Source organism: Micromonospora lupini, assembly GCF_026342015.1.
Classification (GTDB): domain Bacteria; phylum Actinomycetota; class Actinomycetes; order Mycobacteriales; family Micromonosporaceae; genus Micromonospora; species Micromonospora lupini_B.
Window position 1 is genome coordinate 2,662,641 of the sequence record NZ_JAPENL010000002.1, and the last position, 17,392, is coordinate 2,680,032.

General features: G+C 71.5%; 17 protein-coding genes and 1 tRNA gene. 12 read left to right on the top strand and 6 right to left on the bottom strand.

The features are described from left to right. Position 1: 1 nt before the first annotated feature. On the bottom strand, positions 2 to 823 hold the full coding sequence (locus OOJ91_RS27205; protein ID WP_266249384.1) for a glycosyltransferase family 2 protein: 822 nt from the start codon (positions 821 to 823) through the stop codon (positions 2 to 4). Between the two features lie 449 nt (positions 824 to 1,272). Here OOJ91_RS27205 and OOJ91_RS27210 point away from each other — a divergent pair, with 449 nt between their 5' ends. The 6 genes from OOJ91_RS27210 to OOJ91_RS27235 all read left to right on the top strand — a co-directional run bounded on the left by OOJ91_RS27210 (position 1,273) and on the right by OOJ91_RS27235 (position 9,015). Then, a complete protein-coding gene (locus OOJ91_RS27210) occupies positions 1,273 to 2,742 on the top strand; it encodes a hypothetical protein (protein WP_266249386.1) in 1,470 nt (489 codons plus the stop codon). Next, positions 2,739 to 3,620 (top strand): glycosyltransferase, encoded by an 882-nt coding sequence (locus tag OOJ91_RS27215; RefSeq protein ID WP_266249388.1) that lies wholly within the window; start codon positions 2,739 to 2,741, stop codon positions 3,618 to 3,620. The genes OOJ91_RS27210 and OOJ91_RS27215 overlap by 4 nt, the downstream gene beginning before the upstream one ends. 73 nt (positions 3,621 to 3,693) lie before the next feature. Further along, complete coding sequence (locus OOJ91_RS27220; RefSeq protein ID WP_266249391.1) at positions 3,694 to 4,989, top strand: oligosaccharide flippase family protein; 1,296 nt, start codon at positions 3,694 to 3,696, stop codon at positions 4,987 to 4,989. Continuing rightward, entirely contained in the window at positions 4,979 to 6,157 is a 1,179-nt protein-coding gene (locus OOJ91_RS27225; protein WP_266249393.1) for a polysaccharide pyruvyl transferase family protein, read from the top strand. The genes OOJ91_RS27220 and OOJ91_RS27225 overlap by 11 nt, the downstream gene beginning before the upstream one ends. Continuing rightward, positions 6,097 to 7,386 carry an endo-1,4-beta-xylanase gene (locus tag OOJ91_RS27230; protein WP_266249395.1) on the top strand — a complete coding sequence of 430 codons (1,290 nt, stop codon included), beginning with the start codon at positions 6,097 to 6,099 and terminating at the stop codon, positions 7,384 to 7,386. The genes OOJ91_RS27225 and OOJ91_RS27230 overlap by 61 nt, the downstream gene beginning before the upstream one ends. A 174-nt stretch (positions 7,387 to 7,560) precedes the next feature. After that, positions 7,561 to 9,015, top strand: a complete 1,455-nt coding sequence (locus OOJ91_RS27235; RefSeq protein WP_266249872.1) for a sugar transferase — start codon at positions 7,561 to 7,563, stop codon at positions 9,013 to 9,015. A gap of 99 nt (positions 9,016 to 9,114) precedes the next feature. Here the strand turns inward: OOJ91_RS27235 and OOJ91_RS27240 are convergent, their stop codons facing one another. Then, a complete protein-coding gene (locus tag OOJ91_RS27240) occupies positions 9,115 to 10,194 on the bottom strand; it encodes an LCP family protein (protein ID WP_266249397.1) in 1,080 nt (359 codons plus the stop codon). A 110-nt stretch (positions 10,195 to 10,304) separates the two neighbouring features. Here OOJ91_RS27240 and OOJ91_RS27245 point away from each other — a divergent pair, with 110 nt between their 5' ends. Both OOJ91_RS27245 and OOJ91_RS27250 read left to right on the top strand, forming a co-directional pair. Beyond that, the gene (locus OOJ91_RS27245) at positions 10,305 to 11,123 is read left to right on the top strand and encodes an MOSC domain-containing protein (RefSeq protein ID WP_266249399.1); all 819 of its coding nucleotides are present in this window, start codon (positions 10,305 to 10,307) and stop codon (positions 11,121 to 11,123) included. A gap of 109 nt (positions 11,124 to 11,232) precedes the next feature. Beyond that, positions 11,233 to 12,279 carry an expansin EXLX1 family cellulose-binding protein gene (locus OOJ91_RS27250; protein ID WP_266249401.1) on the top strand — a complete coding sequence of 349 codons (1,047 nt, stop codon included), beginning with the start codon at positions 11,233 to 11,235 and terminating at the stop codon, positions 12,277 to 12,279. A 39-nt stretch (positions 12,280 to 12,318) separates the two neighbouring features. Here OOJ91_RS27250 and OOJ91_RS27255 read toward each other — a convergent pair whose 3' ends face one another. The 4 genes from OOJ91_RS27255 to bcp all read right to left on the bottom strand — a co-directional run bounded on the left by OOJ91_RS27255 (position 12,319) and on the right by bcp (position 14,435). Next, positions 12,319 to 12,846 carry a GNAT family N-acetyltransferase gene (locus OOJ91_RS27255; RefSeq protein WP_266249873.1) on the bottom strand — a complete coding sequence of 176 codons (528 nt, stop codon included), beginning with the start codon at positions 12,844 to 12,846 and terminating at the stop codon, positions 12,319 to 12,321. 92 nt (positions 12,847 to 12,938) lie between these two features. Further along, positions 12,939 to 13,023, bottom strand: a tRNA-Leu gene (locus OOJ91_RS27260). Beyond that, the gene (locus OOJ91_RS27265) at positions 12,986 to 13,927 is read right to left on the bottom strand and encodes an HNH endonuclease signature motif containing protein (protein ID WP_266249404.1); all 942 of its coding nucleotides are present in this window, start codon (positions 13,925 to 13,927) and stop codon (positions 12,986 to 12,988) included. Before OOJ91_RS27265 ends, OOJ91_RS27260 begins: the two co-directional genes overlap by 38 nt. A 31-nt stretch (positions 13,928 to 13,958) precedes the next feature. Continuing rightward, entirely contained in the window at positions 13,959 to 14,435 is a 477-nt protein-coding gene (gene bcp, locus OOJ91_RS27270) for a thioredoxin-dependent thiol peroxidase (RefSeq protein WP_266249407.1), read from the bottom strand. Between the two features lie 242 nt (positions 14,436 to 14,677). Here bcp and OOJ91_RS27275 point away from each other — a divergent pair, with 242 nt between their 5' ends. The 4 genes from OOJ91_RS27275 to OOJ91_RS27290 are packed head-to-tail and all read left to right on the top strand — an operon-like array spanning position 14,678 to position 17,366. After that, complete coding sequence (locus OOJ91_RS27275) at positions 14,678 to 15,394, top strand: energy-coupling factor ABC transporter permease (protein WP_266249410.1); 717 nt, start codon at positions 14,678 to 14,680, stop codon at positions 15,392 to 15,394. Then, positions 15,391 to 15,825, top strand: coding sequence for a PDGLE domain-containing protein (locus tag OOJ91_RS27280; RefSeq protein WP_266249414.1), 435 nt, complete (start codon positions 15,391 to 15,393; stop codon positions 15,823 to 15,825). The genes OOJ91_RS27275 and OOJ91_RS27280 overlap by 4 nt, the downstream gene beginning before the upstream one ends. A gap of 15 nt (positions 15,826 to 15,840) precedes the next feature. Continuing rightward, positions 15,841 to 16,611: a cobalt ECF transporter T component CbiQ gene (cbiQ, locus tag OOJ91_RS27285; RefSeq protein ID WP_266249417.1), complete on the top strand. Its 771-nt coding sequence runs from the start codon at positions 15,841 to 15,843 to the stop codon at positions 16,609 to 16,611. After that, positions 16,608 to 17,366 carry an energy-coupling factor ABC transporter ATP-binding protein gene (locus OOJ91_RS27290; protein WP_266249419.1) on the top strand — a complete coding sequence of 253 codons (759 nt, stop codon included), beginning with the start codon at positions 16,608 to 16,610 and terminating at the stop codon, positions 17,364 to 17,366. The genes cbiQ and OOJ91_RS27290 overlap by 4 nt, the downstream gene beginning before the upstream one ends. Positions 17,367 to 17,392 lie beyond the last annotated feature (26 nt).

Sequence of the window (17,392 nt, forward strand, 5' to 3'; positions counted from 1 at the left end):
GTCAGCGGGTGGAGTCGTCCCGCCCCCACCCGTCGCGCGGGTGTCGGCGGGCGCGCAGCGCGGCGGCGACCGTGATCGCCACGTAGACCGTGGCTGCCGGGACGAGCCACGGCCGGGGCAGGACGACGTCGCGCAGCCAGGAGGACGGGACCGATGCCCGGACCCCGTCGTGGCTGGCCCGCAGCATCGTGTTGCCGGCCCGCACCCGAGCCAGGGTGCGCAGCAGATCACGGGTACGACGGGGCGCCTGCACGTAGGACGTCGCCTCGCCGACCTCCCGCTTCTCCTGTGACGAGAACTGCGAATCCAGGAAAAGATCGTCTGCGATCTGCTCCGGGAATTGGTCGAAGCGCCGGTGGCCGGCCTCCGAGATGCCGATGGCGCCGCGCCCGAACAACGCGTCCGCGAAGATCGGCAGTCTGGTGTTGATGGCGTAGTACGCGTGTATTGCCGCCGGTCGGCCGCTCGTCACCATCTGCCGTCGCGGCATGACCGCCAGGGGCGGCGAGTCGCCTTCGGTGAGCGTCGCGGCCATCCGGCGCAGTGCTCCCGGGCTCAGGACGACGTCCGCGTCGAGGTAGATCCGGGGGAAACCATGGGCGGCGGCGTCCCCCACGTTGAGCGCGTTGGCCTTCCCCGCCTCGGCCACCTCGATGACGCGTACCTCCGGGCGCTGGGCGGCAACCAGTGCGGTGTCGTCCGTGCAGCCGTTGGCCACGACCACGATGTCCAGCTCGTCCGGGCCGGCGTCGGTGAGCAGCGCGTCGAGGCAACCACCGATGACCCGCGCCTCGTTGTGGGCGGCGATCACCACGGAGATCATCGAAGAGTCCACCATCCACAGTCGGGGGAAACCTGTCGGCTCGTGCCGGTGCCGGACAGGTCGCAGGTCATGCCGCGCCCACCGGATTGACGCACGGCGGTCCAGCTTGCCGGAGACGGCGGCGCCCTCGCAAGACGGCCGAAAGAACTGTCGAATAGCTGAATCGGAAATGTCCGCCCAACCCGGCTGGGATCGACGTTCGACAGGTGTGTCGGACGATGGCCGAGGGCCCCGAAATGTCGCAGGACGCTGGTATCGTCCTCGTGATTCTGAGGCCGGGCGGCGCCTGAGCACAGTGGATGTCCCTTTGCGACATTCGGCTCAATCGGCGCCCGTTGGCAACTGCCTCGGCCACGGATCGATGGTCGGACGGCATCGGCCGGAGCGACGGCGCGCCCACGACGCCGACCGACGCTCACGGCGGACACTGATGAGGAGACACGCCCGCGATGGGAACCTTGACCACTCCGGCCCCAGGACCACGGCCGGAGGTGGGGCACCGGGACGGGCCGACGCCCCGCCACGAGCAGATCGCCGGATATCTGGCCGTCGGCGCCCTGGCTCTCATCGCGGTGAAGCCACTGCTCGACATCGGTGAGAAGGACGCCGGCGGCGGGATCGATCTCGGCGTGGTGCTCACCGCCGTCGGCGCCGCGCTGATGATCGCCGCGTACGGGCTCGTCGCCCTGGGTGCCCGTCGGCTGCCGCCCAGGCCGCTCCTGCTGGTGGCGGGTGCGCTGGTGCTGCTCCTGGTCAGCTCGGCGGTCAGCTACCTCCTCGTGGGTGCCCGCGGCGACCTGCTCGATCTGTTCGACGTGCGCCGCTATCCGATCTACGGCGCGCACCTGGAGCCCCGCTCGGCCATTCCGGCCGAGGCGCTGCGCCTTGTCGTCGGCTTCGCCCCGATCGCGCTGCTCGGCCTGCTGCTGCTGCGGCGGTCCCTCATCTCCTCGCGGCGACTCGTTCTGGTCACCGGTGTCGTCCTGGTCGGCGCGATCGTCCACTGTGTGCTCGCCTGGCTCCAGGTCGCCGGAGTCATTCCGTACTCGTTCTACTTCGAGCTGGCCAACTGGCAGAAGATCGGGCGTGCCTCGGGGGGTTACTACCACCCGATGTCGCTCGGCAGGCTGCTCATCTTCTCGGTGTTCCTGATCTACGTCCTGGGCGATCGGCTCCGCGTGCCGGCCCCCGTGCGGTACGCGCTGATCGGCCTCTTCGTCGCCACCGGCGCGGTGTCCCTGCACCGCTTCACGATCCTCTGCCTGATCGTCATCGTGGCCGCCTTCGAGGCGCGACGGGTCCGTGGCCTGATCGCGTCCCGACGCGCCGGTGGTCGGGTCGACCGCAGGTCGGCGCTGCTGGTGGGCGGCGGAGTGGCGGCGGTCGCTGCCATTGCCGGCGGATTGTGGGGCGGGGCCATCTGGGAGCGGGTCCGGGTCGCCCTGACCGAGGTGGGGTCGCTCGACGTCCGCTCCGACACCTTCATGCACGGTCGCGGCGCGATCTGGAACGACGTGGCGGACATCCTGGGTCGCTCCTCCGCGGACGTGTGGCTGTTCGGCTTCGGCTACGAGCCGTGGGACATGCACAACGACCTGATCCGCGTCATGATCATCTGGGGAGTCACCGGGCTCGTCCTGGTCGGCGCGATCCTCGTCGGGCTCTACCGCCTCGCCCGCGAGCAACTCGGCCCGTCCGGTCGACTGCCCCTGCTGGTGCTCTTCGCCACGCTCCTCATCTTCGGGCTCACCCAGAAGCCCCTGGCGTACCCGTACTTCCTCTGGCTCTTCTTCCTCGGCATGCTGGCGATGCTCGTCGTCGACGCGGAGTCCGGCGCGGCGAACGACGACGACACGCGGCCGGGGTCGTCGTTGCGGTCCGACGACAGCGGGCCGGTGGCGTCGGGCGGGCCGACATGACGAACCCCGCTGGCCCCGCATCCGTTCGTGCGGCGCATCCCCACCCACCCCGGCAGGCCGACCGGGGCGAGGTGGACGCGGCCACCACACCTGTCGTCCGACCCACCTTCACGGTCTGCATCGTCGTCCGGGACCGGGCCGCCCTGCTGGTCAACGCGGTCCGCAGCGTGCTGGCCAACACCTACCAGGATTTCGAGCTCGTCATCGTCGACGACGGCTCCCAGGTCCCGGTCGGGCAGGTGATCGCCGAGGCCGGGCTCACCACCGACCGCCGGATCAGGGTGGTGAGCCAACCTCCCACAGGCATCGCGGAGGCCCGCAACCGTGGACTGCGCGTCGCGGTCGGCAGGTACCTGACCGTGCTCGACTCCGACGACGAACTCACCGAGGACGCGTTGGCCCGGCTGCACCAACTGCTCACCGCCACCGGGCGGAGCTGGGTGTACGCCGACTACACCGAGATCACCCAGGGTGTGAACCGCCAGATCCGGCTGCCCGAGTACGCCTCGGCCGACCGGATGCTGCTCGGCGTCCTGACCCGTCCGCGTCTGCCGTTCAAGCACTCCGGCACCACAATCGACCGGCAGGTGCTCGACACCATCGGCGGGTACGACGAGACCTTCCGGCTCTTCGAGGACATCGAGTTGGTGCTGCGCGCCCTGCGGTCCGGTGTGCACCCCTGCCACCTGGACCACCCCATCGTGCGGTTCCAGCGCCACGACGGCAACGTCACCCGAGGTCGTCTCGGCGGCCTGGTCTTCTGGTTCCGACTGATCGACATGTACCGGCCGTGGCGGTTTCCCGGGGTGGGCCTGAGCATGAAGGCGCTGCGGACGCTGAGCGAGACGGGCAAGTGGCTTGTCACCCGCATCCGTTGACCTCCACCCCGACAGCCCGGTGCGCCCGGCGGCGTCGCGCGGGCGGGTGAGGAGGGTCCTGGTCCATCTGGGCATGCTGGGCCTGAGCCAGGTCGGCATCACCGTCGCGGCCTTCGCCACCCAGATTCTGCTGGCCCGCAGCCTCCCCCAGGCCGCGTTCGGCACGTTCACCGCTGCCCTCGCCGTGGTGTCACTGACCGCGCCGCTGGCGGTCTTCGGCGTCTCCGAACTCTGGTTGCAGCGGTTCGGTCAGGAGGGGGAGCGGGCCTACCGCTGGGTGCGCCCGTCGCTGCGTCTGGTGCTGATCGCCTGCGTGCTGCTCGTCGCCGGCACGCTCGTCTGGAGCAGCGCCGAGATGCACGATCCGGCCGAGGGTGGAGTGCGTGCGCTGCTGGCCAGCGTGGTCGTCGCGCAGGCGGGTCTCGCGCTCGTCGCATCGGTGCAGCAACTGCGCGGCGCGTACGCCGGGCTGTCCGCTCTGCAGGCCGCGCCGCACCTGGGCCGGGTGCTCGTGGTGCTGGCCGTGTGGCTGTTCGGGCTCTCGGTGGTGGTGGCGGCGGCCGGTTACGCCCTGGTCGCCCTGCTGACAGTGGTGGCCTGCGCCGTCGTCATGCGGCCCTTCGTCCGTGGGGACATGCCGCTGGAGGGGCACGCGGGCGCCACGGGGCCACCCGGCCCGGCGGTGCCGGTGACCGGTGTCGCCCGGGCCGCCACCCCGTTCGTGCTGGGCAACGTGTTCTACCTGCTCGGCATCTATCTGGGCACGGTCACCGTGGCCGAGGTGCGCGGTCCCGAGGCGGCTGCGGTGCTGTCCGTGCCGATGTCCGTGCTGACCGCCGTGTACCTCGTACCCCGAGTGGTCTTCCAGCAGTACTTCCTGGCCAAGCTGCATCGCTGGTCGCAGACCGACAGGGGCGCGATCCTGATGGCGTACCGCTACGGCGGCACGGGGATGTTCGTGCTGGGTGTGGTCATCGCGGCGCTTGTGGCGCTCGGCGGGCTGCCGGGGCTGCCGTTCCTGCTCGGTCCGGAGTATCGGGAGTCCGCACGCGTCCTGGCCGTGCTCGCCCTGGCCATTCCGTTCCGGTTCGCGGGCTCGGCGGTGGCCTCGCTGCTCACCAGCGGCGGCCTGCTGCGCCGCAAGGTCGCCTACCAGGGGGTGGGCGCCCTCGTGTTCCTGGTGGCCCTGGCCGTCGCCACGCCGCTCTGGGGCATCATGGGTGCGGCGGCGGCGACAGTCACGGCGGAGATCGTCCTCTGTGTGCTGTTCTGGACGGCGGTCCGCCGACGGGTCGTCGGGGACGCCGATCTGCCGTCGTGGCACGATCTGCGCCAGCGACTGACGAGGGGGGCCTCGCGTGCGTCCTGAACCGAGTGCCGCCGCTCGGCGTCCCCTCGTGGTCGGTTACTACGGCATGGAGAACGTCGGGGACAACGCCTTCTGTGTCGTCCTTGACTGGGCGACCCGCACCTACTGGGGCGCCACGCACCCGGTCTTCGCCGCTCCGCCGATTGTCGACCTGCCCGGTGCGAGCGTGGGCATGAGCCCCCGGTGGTACGGCGGCCGGGGGGCCAGAGATCGGGCGGGCGCGCTGCTGAGCAAGGCGGCGCTCCTGAGCCGCTCCTCGATGCTGATCTTCGGTGGCGGCTCGGTCTTCCGGGACATGGGCCCGCTGAGTGAGAAGAAGCTGTTCAGTCTGTTCAGCCGATTCTCCGGGCACCCGATGGCAGCGGTCGGCGTCTCGATCGGCCCGTTCCTGTCCACCGCGGCGGAGCGCCGCCTGGTCGAGGTGCTGAGGCGGATCGACGTCATCGGGGTCCGCGACGCCGCGTCCGCGGAGGTCCTGCGCCGCGCGGACTATCCCGGTCTGCTCATCCCGGCGGGTGACCTCGCCGGCCTCCTGCCCGAAGCACTGGGCGAGCCGATCCCACCCCGCCGGCCCCGCCCGGCGCCGGGCGCTCGGGCCCGCCTCGGGGTGACCCTGCTCGGTGTGGACTACGAGGCCGCCGCGCCGGACGTGCGGCGGCGCGAGACCGCACTGATCGAGGGCGTACGGGAGCTGGTGCGCAAGGAACCGGTGGACGTCACCGTCTTCGTCTTCAACACCCACGCCGAGCACGGCGACGAGCAGGTCAGCGAGCGACTCCGCGCGGCGGTGGCCGACACCTGCGACGTGCGCGTGGTGACCGCGCACGATGGCGTGCGGGCCTGCTGGGACGAGATGAAACGCTGCGACCTGGGGTTGCACATGCGGCTGCACGGCGCGGTCTTCGCCTACCTGGCCGGCGTGCCCTTCGCGCTGGTGCCCTACCAGCAGAAGTGCGACGACTTCCTCGACGACATCGACCAGCCGCCGTCGCTGCGACTCGGGCGGGTTCCCGAGGATCCCGCCGAGGTGACGCGCGTGCTGGCCGGCATGCTCACCGACGACGCGGTGCCAGGTCTCGCCCGTGAGGAGTTCGCCGAGCGGGCACGGTGGAACTTCACCCGGGCACCCTGGGCGCTCAGCGCCGCAGCGGATCCGGCCGCCGGGTGACCAGCCGGGTGTCCATGCAGGAGCGCGAGCCGAGCACACAGGCACCGGTCGCGCCCCTTCCGCCTGTCGTGGCGCCGGCGACGACACCGGCCAGGCGACCGCGCCGCGCGGTGCTGGCAGTGGCGCTCGTCCTCGTGGTCGTCGCGCTTCTGGCCACCGGTCTGGCGGTGGCGTACGGGATCGAGCGCAGACCCGGAGGCGCCGCCGTCCCCGCCGTGCCGACCGTGCCGGCGCCGACGGCGTCCCGACAGCCGGCCCTGCGCGACCTGATGCCGCCGACGGTCCGGGTCGGCTCGGCCGCGGACGGCCGGTGGATGAGCCTGGACGCCGAGTACGGCGAACTGCTCGGCTCGGAGTTCGACGCGATCACCCCCGAGAACGCCATGAAGTGGGGCAACCTCGAACCGTCGCCGGACGTGTACACGTGGGCGGGCGCGGATCAGCTCGTCGGCTTCGCCGAGCAACATGACCAGTCGGTCTACGGCCACACGCTGCTGGGGCGGAGCGACGTACCACGGTGGGTGGATCCGCAGTGGTCGGCCGAGCAGCTCCGGACGGTGCTGCGGGACCACGTGACCACAGTGGTGTCCCGCTACCGCGGTCGGGTCTGGGCGTGGGACGTGATCAACGAGGCGCTCGACGAGGACGGTTCGCTGCGCGACACGATGTGGCTGCGCAAGCTCGGCCCCGGCTACGTCGCCGAGGTGTTCCGGTGGGCGCACGCGGCCGACCCCGGTGCGCGGCTGTTCATCAACGACTACGGCGTCGAGGGCCGGACCCGCAAGGCCGACGGGCTCCTGGACCTCGTACGCGAGCTGCGTCGCGCCGGCGTGCCGGTCGACGGGGTCGGGTTCCAGAGCCACCTGCGCTGGGACGAGCAGCCCCGCGACATGGTGGGCAACCTGCGGCGCTTCGCGCGGTTGGGCGTCTCGGTGGCGATCACCGAACTCGACGTACGCATCGCGCTGCCGGAGACCCCCGCGAAGCGCGACCGCCAGGCGGCGCTCTACCGGAAGGTGCTGCAGGCCTGCCTCGCCGTGCCCGCCTGCGTCTCATTCACCGTCTGGGGCTTCAGCGACGCCCGTAGCTGGATCCCGAGCTACCACGCGGGTTACGGTGCCGCCTGCATCTTCGACGCGGCCCTGGTCCCCAAACCGGCCCACGCCGCCCTCATGGACCAACTCCGCCGGCTTCCGTCCCCCACCGGAGCCGGGCCAGGCCCGGGCTGAGCCCACCCCCCGGTGGCCGTAAGGCGCCGCGCCACCAACCTCCGAGCGTTGACGACATGCGTCGGTGAAAGGAAGATCGTGTCCGCGCACACCCAGTTCCTCACTGCTGTCACCCCACAGCAGGCACCGCGGTTCGACCCCGATCTGGGGGTGATCACGCCCCCCTCCAACGGCATGGCCCGATCCGTGTTCGCGCGTCCGGCGCCGCGGGCCAACTGGCGGCGACGCTACGTGGCCTGGCTGGTGCTGCTCGACGTGCTCGCCGCCCTGGCCGCCAGCCGGACGGTGATCGCCCTGCTCGACGAGGCCGATGCCGGCTTCTGGGACCAGCGGGTCCTGGGCAACATCAGCTCCTTCACCCTGGTGGCGAACGTCGGTGTGCCGGCGGGGTGGCTGGTCCTGCTCGTCGCGGCCGGGGCGTACGACAGGCGGGCCCTCGGGCTGGGCACCGAGGAGCTGAAGCGAGTGGCCCGGGCGAACCTCGCGATGGCCGCCACGGTGTCCTTCCTGGCGCTCGGCTTCAAGAAGGACCTGTCCCGGGCGACGGTCGCCGCCATCATCATCTGCCTGCTGCTCTACACGCTTGTGGCGCGGTTCGCCGCCCGGGTGGTGCTGCGCCGAATCCGGCGCACCGGGCGGGCGGCGCAGAAGGTGCTTCTTGTCGGTCGGCTCGCCGACGCGCTCGCCCTGCACGAGGTGGTGACCCGCAACTACGGCGCCGGGCTGCACCCGGTCGCCATCCACCTGCCCCGTCACCCGAGCCCGGGTGCGCGGGTGACGGCCCCGGTCCCGGTGTACGTGGGCTGGGACCTGGTCCCGCTGGTCCGGCAGTTGGGGGCGGACACCATCGCGGTGTGCGGCCCCGCCAGCCTGGAGTCGTACGAGCTGCGCAAACTGGCGTGGCAGTTGGAGGGCACCGGCCTCAACCTGGTGGTGGTCCCGCAGGTCACCGACGTCACCGGTCCGCGCATCCACGTCCGGCCGATCGAGGGCCTGCCGCTGCTCAATGTGGACGAGCCGACGATCTCCGGCCTGTCGCTGCTGGCCAAGAACGTGCTCGACCGGGTCACCGCCCTGGTGGGCCTCGTCGTCCTGAGCCCGGTGCTGCTCGCCATCGCGCTGGCCGTCAAGGCCAGCGGCCCGGGGCCGGTGATGTTCCGCCAGACCCGGATCGGCCACGAGGGCCGGGCGTTCAAGGTCTGGAAGTTCCGGACCATGTACATCGACGCCGAGGATCGGCTGGCGGCCCTACGGGACCGGAACGAGAGCGACGGGCTCCTCTTCAAGATGAAGGACGATCCCCGGGTCACCCCGATCGGCCGACACCTGCGGGCGCTCTCACTGGACGAGCTGCCCCAGCTCATCAACGTGCTGCTGGGGCAGATGTCGCTTGTGGGCCCGCGCCCGCTGCCCACCGAGGACGACGACTACCGCGGTGACGTACGCCGGCGGCTGCTGGTGCGACCGGGCATCACCGGCCTCTGGCAGATCTCCGGTCGCTCCGACGTGACCTGGGACGACGCGGTCCGGCTGGACCTGCACTACGTGGACAACTGGTCGCTGCTCTACGACCTGGCCATCCTCTGGAAGACGGTGAGCGTCGTGCTGGCCCGCAGGGGCGCGTACTGACCTGGGGCTCGCACCCGCCCCACGGCGACGGGCGGCGGCCCCGCGGCCACCGCCCGTCGCGTACCCCGATCGGCCGGCCTGTCCCGCGCCGGCCCCCTGTCACTTCTTGGAGCCGAGGCTGACGATCTCACCGACCGAGTCGCGCCGGACCGCGTCGTAGAACGTCTTGACCCGCGCCTTGTCCGCGAACACCACGCTCTCCGAGCCGACCTGACCGGTGCCCTTGGTGGGGCTGGTCAGGAACGTCATGTTGCCGCCCCGGACCCCGCGCAGTTGGGTCGCCATGTCCAGCAGGGACAGGTCCTTGTCCACCGAGACCGAGTTCGAGGTGGCCTTCAGGAAGCTGTTGAGCTTGGCGGGGTTGGTGATGATGCCGCCGGACGACGCCTTGTCGATGATCGCGCGGATCACCTGCTGCTGATGGCGGATCCGGGCGAAGTCGCCCTCCGCGAACTGCTTGCGCTGACGCGAGTAGTCCAGGGCGGCCTCACCGTCCATCCGCTGCACGCCCTGCTTGAAGGTGCGAAACGGCGGGTGGATCGACGTGAAGCTCTTCTCCGAGTCGATGTCGACGCCGCCCAACGCGTCGATGATCTCCTTGAAGCCGGCAAAGTCGATAAGGGCCACATGGTCCACCCGGACCCCGGTGAACGACTCCACGGTCTGCACCATGAGCGGCACCCCACCCCAGGCGTAGGCCGCGTTGACCTTCGCGTCCCGGCCGCCGTGGTTGCCGTCCTTCGACTTCGGCACCGGCACCCAGGTGTCCCGCGGGATCGAGATCAGTTGTGCGCTCGACCGGTCCTTCGGCAGGTGGGCCAGGATGATCGTGTCGGTGCGCGACCCGCTCGTCCGCTCCGGGTCACGGGAGTCGCTGCCCAGGATCATGATGTTCGTGGCGCCCGTGACGGCCGGCTTGGGGCGGGACTGCTCGGGCACCCCGTCGAAGGCGTCGACCCGCTCGATGTCCGACTCGACCGATCGTAGGTAGAGCCCGCCCGCCACCGCGCCACCGGCGCCCAGCACCACAAGCACCAGCAGGCTGATCAGGAGGACTCGCCGCCACCGGCGACGCGGCCGCGAAGCGTCCGGAGTGGATCCCTCGGTGGGCTCCGGAGAGCCGGCGACATCTGTGGTCGGGTCCGTCCCAGGCTCCGAGGTCTGTTCACGATGTGGCATGGGCGCGATGCTACTGAAGCTGGTTCTCCGCCGCGTACCCTCGCCCCACCGCGACGGCCACGCCCACCACCGGTACCCCGGCGACGACATCGGCGTGGCATCGTGACCGGGTGCGGCTGACCTCGATCCACACGTACCCCGTCAAGGGCTGCCACCGCCTCGACCACGACGGCGCGTTCGTGCAGCCGTGGGGCCTGGCCGGCGACCGACGCTGGATGGTGGTGGACGCCGACGGCGTCGGCGTCACCCAGCGGGAGACCACCCGGCTGGTCGGCCTGCACGCCACCGTGCGCCCCGGCGGCCTGGTGCTGCGCGCCGACGGGCAGCCCGACCTCGACGTGCCGGAGCCGGCCGGTGGCGACCCGGTGCCGGTGCGGACCTTCCGCAGCCGGACGATCCAGGTCGGGGCGCTGCCCGCCGGCCCGACGGCCGACACCTGGCTCGGCGCGCTGCTCGGCCGGCCCGTCCGGCTGGTCTGGCTGGCCCACCCGGCCCGGCACGTGGCCGCCGGCGAGCGTACGTACGACACCGGCGACCAGGTCAGCTTCGCCGACGCCTACCCGCTGCTGCTGACGAACGCCGCCTCCCTCGACGCCCTCAACGGTTGGCTCGCCGAGGCGGGGGAGGAGCCGGTGCCGATGACCCGGTTCCGGCCCAACCTGGTCGTCGACGGTGCGCCGGCCTGGGCCGAGGACGACTGGGCCGGCCGGTCGCTGCGCATCGGCGATCTGCGGCTGCGCGCCGCCGGGCCGTGCGACCGCTGCGTGGTCACCACGACCGACCAGGAGACCGGTGTACGCGCGAAGGAGCCGCTGCGCACTCTCGGCCGCCACCGCAACATCGGCCGCAAGCTCCTCTTCGGACTGAACGTGGTGCCCGTCGACAGCGGCCCGTTGGGTGTCGGCGACCAGGTAGTCGTCGACCTCTGACCAGCCGGCTCAGCGTTCAGGTGAACAACGGTCACCGTCCGTCGATGCTGTCTTAGCTTTGGCTTAGCCGGCTTGTCCGGTCGTACGCCGGTCCGGCAGCATCGCCGACGTGACCGACGGAAGCGCTCCCGGCGGCGTCGACAGCAGAGGCGACGACGTCCGCGCTGTGGACGTCCGCGACGTCGACATCGAACTCGACCTGGACCGTGCTCCGGACGACAGACCCGCGTCCCCGTCCGGCCCGATGCCCTGGCTGGTCGCCACCGGCGTCACCGTGCTCGCGGCGGCGCTCGGGCTCACCCTGGCCCTGCGCTCCGGCTCCGCCCCGGCCTGCGCCGCCGGCCGGACGCTCGCCGCGCCGCCCACCGGCACCGCCACCCACAGCGGCAAGGCGACCTTCTACGACTCGAAAGGCGCCGGCGGCAACTGCTCGAACCCGGCGGCCCCGGCCAACCGGCTCTACGTCGCGCTCGGCCCCACCGAGTACGCCGCAGGCGCCGCCTGCGGCGGTTTCCTCGACGTCACCGGCCCGAAGGGAACCGTGCGTGTCCTGATCATGGATCAGTGCCCGGAGTGCGAACCGGGGCACCTCGACCTGTCCCGGGAGGCGTTCGCCCGGATCGCCGACCCGGTCCAGGGTCTCGTCCAGGTCACCTACCGCGCGGTGGTCAACCCGCCACTGCCCGGCCCGCTCACCTTCCGCATCAAGGAGGGCGCGTCACAGTTCTGGTTCGCCGTCCGGATCGGCAACCACGGCAACCCGCTGCGCGCCGTCGAGGTGCGGCAGGGCGGCGACGGCCCGTGGCGCGGCACCGCCCGGCAGGACTACAACTACTGGCTGCTGGCCTCCGGCGCGGGTCCCGGCCCGTACAGCGTGCGCGTCACCGACGTGTACGGACACCGGGTCACCGTGTCCGGCATCCGGATGGCACCCGGCCAGGTCCAGACCAGCGTGGTGCGGATGTACGAGCGCGGCGTCGTGGCCAGGACGTCGCGCCCGTCCGCGACGGCCCGCCCACCAGCGGCCCGACCGGGCGGTACGCCGACACCCGCGCGCCGGCCGGCCGAGGTGGCGAAGGCGAACGCCCCGGCCACCCCGGTCGCCGACGGGCCCTCCACCCGACCGGCCGGGGCAACCGCCCGCTGGTGCGGCTGACCGGCCCGGTGTGGTCGGCGCCCTGGTGGGGCTTGCCGGTCAGTCGGTTGGTTTTAGGTCGAGCCACATGAGGATCTCGTCGCGGTCGTCGCCCGGTGCCACCCGAAGCGCGCCCGGCAGCCGGCCGATCTCCCGGTACCCGAGACGGCTGTAGAACCCGTCCAGCCCCAACCCGTCGCGCACAGTCACGTGCAGCGCCTCGTGACCCCACTCCCGACCCAGCCGGGCTGCCTCGCGCATCAGCGCCGACCCGTGGCCCGCGCCCTGCGTGTCCGGATGGATCATCACCCGCTTCAGCACACACCAGTGGGCCTTGAGGCCGAACCGGTTGTCGCAGAAGACAAGCACCGCCACGGGCCGGTCGCCGTCGTACCCGACCAGCAGCCGGTCCGGCCCGTCGGCGATGCCCGCGAACGTCGGGTCGGCGATCGTACGGACGTCGGCAGTGGTGACCGGGGGCACGAAGCCGACCGCTCCACCGGCGTTGCTGACGTCCACCCAGAGGGCGACGATCTCGGCGCGCAGCAGTGGGGTCAGCTCGGGATCGAGGACGAAGCGCAGAGTCACGGCGCCCATCCTGGCTGCTCGACCAGGCTCGTGGCCCGCGACCGTGACGCGTTCGACAGCGGACCCCCGCGCACGGGATCTGCGTCGACTTGTGCGGGAGAGGGGATTCGAACCCCCACATCCTTTCGGATACAGGTTCCTAAGACCTGCGCGGCTGCCGAGTTACGCCACTCCCGCGTACATCGGAGATTCTAGAGCGTCTGGCTTCGACGGTGTTGAGCCCGGCCTCCCTGAGGATGGCGGAGATCGTGCCGTGGCCCACCCTGCACCGCCCGTCGGGCAGATTGCGCAGGATCCCCGACAGCCGCTTCGGCCCGACATCCGGATTGGCCAGCGCCTGTTCGATCACCACGTCACGATGAGCCCTCGAACGCCAGCTGCGGTCCGGACGCGGTGTCAACATGCCTTCCTGCTCCAGCATCCGCCGGACCTTGTGCAGGTATGCGGGGTGACAGTCCAGGTGCTGTGCCGCTTCCAGCGCCGTCATCTGCTGCGCGTCGACCTGGGCGAACAGGCCGACGATCTCGTCCCGCGTCGCCGGTCGGCGCTCGGTACCCGCTGTCTCGCGCGCGCGTTCCTCGCCGGCGCTCGCCGCAGGCACGGTGGTGGCGAGATCGCGAACCCGGTTCCGCCGGCCGGCGAAGGTTTCGGTCTGACTGTGGCAATTCGGGCAGAGAAGCCGCAGGTTCGGTGGCCGGTTGTCGAGGAAGTCCCCGTTGATGTGGTCGACGTGCAGGACCAGTGGTGCGCCTCGCCAGACCGGCCCTGTCCCACACGCTTCGCATTCCTCCGGCACGCCGAGCGTGGCCAGTGCCCACTTCAACCGCACGCCCGGCGTCCGGCGAGACCCCTCGGGCATCTGCACCAGGAACTGTGCCGAGGTCGTGCGTCGTACGCCTCGGTTGTGTGCCTGCCCCGTGAAGTGCGACGTGTCGACGCCGAACCTCTTGAGCTGCCGGCTGATGTGGGCGTGGGAGCCGCCACTGACCCGGACGCCGAGCAGCCGCATCACCTCGGTGATGTTGCGCGCCGAGGCGGCCGCCTGCGCCAGCGCCTCGGGCGTGTACTTGTACCGAACCATTGACGCACGGTAACGGGACCGTACGACAGGGTCAGTCCAGGCCGAGGTCGCGGCGGAGTTTGGCGACGTGCCCGGTGGCCTTGACGTTGTAGAGCGCCCGTTCGATCTTGCCGTCGGCGTCGATGACGAATGTCGAGCGGATCACGCCGGTGACGGTCTTGCCGTACAGCTGCTTCTCGCCGTACGCGCCGTACGCGGTGAGCACCGCCCTGTCGACGTCCGAGACCAGCGGGAAGGTGATGGCGTCCCGGTCGCGGAACTTCGCCAGCTTCTCCGGCTTGTCCGGGGAGATGCCGACCACCTCGTAGCCGGCGGCCTGGAGCGAGGCGAGCGAGTCGCGGAAGTCGCACGCCTGCTTGGTGCAGCCGGGGGTCATGGCCGCCGGGTAGGCGTACAGGACGACCTTGCGGCCGCGCAGGTCGGCGAGGGAGAGCTGGTCGCCGGTGTCGGTGGGGAGGGTGAACTCGGGCGCGGGGTCACCGGGGGAGAGGCGGTCGGGCGCGGTCATGGCCCGACCCTACCGCCGACCGCGCCGGTGTCGACGTCGGCGGCGCGCGGCAGCGCGTTGATCGACTCGGCTTCCGCGAAACGGACGCCCCGGTTTCCCGGAAGCCGAGTCGATCAAGCGGCAGCGCGCGGCAAAGGTGATCAAGGCCATGCGTTGTTGCCAGAGTCTGGCAACAACAACTCCTAGGAAATAGGCTGACCCCGCCGGTCCCGGACGGGGTCCGCTGACGCGTGGGAGGTCGCGTGGAGACACTGGCGATGCACATCTCGAACGGGATCATCGACGGTCCCGTCGCGGCGGTCTTCGCGGCACTGGCGCTCGCCGCGCTCACCGGGTGCGTCCTGCGCGGCCGGCGCGACCTGGACGATCGGCTCGCCCCGATGGCCGGCCTGGTCGCGGCGTTCATCTTCGCCGTCCAGATGCTCAACTTTCCGATCTTCACGGCCGGTGTGAGCGGTCACCTGCTCGGTGGCGCGCTCGCCGCGCTGCTTGTCGGGCCGTGGGTCGGCGCGCTCTGCGTGGCAGTGGTGCTCGTCGTGCAGGCGCTGATCTTCGGTGACGGTGGTGTGGCGATGCTGGGCCTGAACATCACCAACATGGCGCTGATCGGCACCGCCGCCGCGTACCTGCTGATCGCCGTCCTGTTGCGGGTGCTGCCCCGCACGCGGGCCGGCCTGGCCGTCACGGCGTTCGTCGCGGCGCTGGTAAGCGTGGTGGTCGCGTCCCAGGGCTTCGTCGTCGAGTACTGGCTGGGCGGCACCACCGACCTGGGCGGCAACCTCGCCGGCCTGGCCGGCACGATGGCAGGCGTGCACCTGCTGATCGGCATCGGCGAGGGCCTGATCACGGCGACCACGGTGCTCACCGTCGCGAAGGTGCGCCCCGACCTGGTGTACGCGTTGCGCGCGCTTCCCACTCCCGCCACCCCCGCTGTCGGAGTTCCCGGAGGTATCCGATGAAGAACCGGTCCTGGGTGTTCCTGGCCGGCGGTCTGCTTGTCGCCCTGCTGCTCGCCGGTGTCGTGAGCAACTACGCCTCGTCGCATCCGGACGGGCTGGACTCGTCCCTGCTCAAGGGCTGCACCGTCGATGCGGACGACACCATCGTCGGTGGCAGTTGCCCGGCGCAGCAGGCCCGCGAGCACGAGTTGGGCGACAGTCCGCTCGCCGACTACGGCGTACGGGGCATCCGGAACAGCTTCCTCTCGACGGGTCTCTCCGGGGTGCTCGGGGTGCTGGTGACCTTCGCGATCGGCGGCGGCGGTTTCTGGCTGCTGCGCCGCCGGGGCGACGCGTCGACCAGGGGCGACAACGCGGTCGATGGCGGCGACGCGACGGCCGCCGAGGGCGCTACCGGCGACGCGGTCACCGCCGCGCGCCGCACCAGCTGAGCAGGGGGTACGTCGATGGGTGCCGGTCACGGGCACGTGCTGTACCGCGAGTCGACCTCGCCTGTGCACCGGCTCCCGCCCGAGGTCAAGATCGTGGCGATGGTGGTCTTCACGATCGCCGTGGTGGCCACCCCGCGTGAGGCGTTCTGGGCCTTCGGCGCGTACGCCCTGCTGGTGGCGGCGGTGGCGGCGCTGGCCCGGGTGGGGCCGCGCTGGCTGCTCAGCCGCGCGCTGATCGAGCTGCCGTTCGTGCTGTTCGCTGTGGCGCTGCCGTTTCTGGGTGCCGGCGAGCGGGTCGAGGTGCTGGGGCTGCGGCTGTCCGAGGACGGCCTGCACGGCGCGTGGAACATTCTGGCCAAGGGCACCCTGGGCGTCCTGGCCTCGCTGCTGCTCGCGGCGACCACCTCCACCCGGGACCTGATCGTGGGGTTGGACCGGCTGCGCTGCCCGCAGGTGCTCACCCAGATCGCCACGTTCATGCTGCGCTACCTCGACGTGCTTGTCGGCGAGGCGCGACGGATGCGGGTGGCGCGGATCTCCCGGGGCGACGACCCGCGCTTCCTGTGGCAGTTGCGCGGCTTCGCCGCCGGCATCGGGGCGCTGTTCCTGCGCGCCTTCGAGCGCGGCGAGCGGGTCTACCTGGCGATGCTGTCGCGGGGCTACACGGGTCGGATGCCCGCGGTGTGGCAGGGCGACGGCGCGGCGACCGCCGGTCAGTGGCTGGTCGCGGCGACCGTGCCGGTGGCGGCGGCCTCCATCGCCGCGGCCGCAGTCGTGCTGACATGATCGGTGTCGTGCAGACCGCCCTCTCGCTGGACGTTCGTGGCGTCCGGTACGCGTACCCGGACGGGCACGTGGCCCTGCACGGGGTGGACCTGACGGTGCCGCGCGGTGACCGGGTGGCGCTGCTCGGGCCCAACGGCGCCGGTAAGACGACACTGGTGCTGCACCTCAACGGCATCCTCACCCCGACCGAGGGCAGCGTGCACGTCGGCGGGCTGACTGTCACGCCGGATCGGGCGACCCTGGCCGAGGTGCGTCGCCGGGTGGGCATCGTCTTTCAGGACCCGGACGACCAGCTCTTTCTGCCCACGGTGGCGGAGGACGTCGCGTTCGGGCCGGCCAACCTGGGCCTGCGCGGCGCGGAGCTGGCCGCCCGGGTGGACGAGGCGCTTGCCGCCGTCGGGATGAGCGAGCACCGGGCCCGGGCGCCGCAGCACCTCTCGTTCGGGCAGCGCCGGCGGGTGGCGGTGGCGACGGTGCTGGCCATGCACCCGGAGATCCTGGTGCTTGACGAGCCCTCGTCGAACCTGGACCCGGCGGCTCGGCGCGAGCTGGCCGAGATCCTGCGCGGCCTGCCGGTGACCCTGCTGATGGTCACCCACGACCTGCCGTACGCGGCGGAGCTGTGCGAGCGTTCGGTGATCCTGGACGGCGGCCGGATCGTCGCGGACGCCCCCACCCTCGACCTGCTTGGCGACGAGCCACTGCTGGCCCGCCACCGCCTCGAACTCCCCTACGGCTTCACCCCCCGGGCGTAACGCCCCGACCGTGCGTCTGCTGTCCC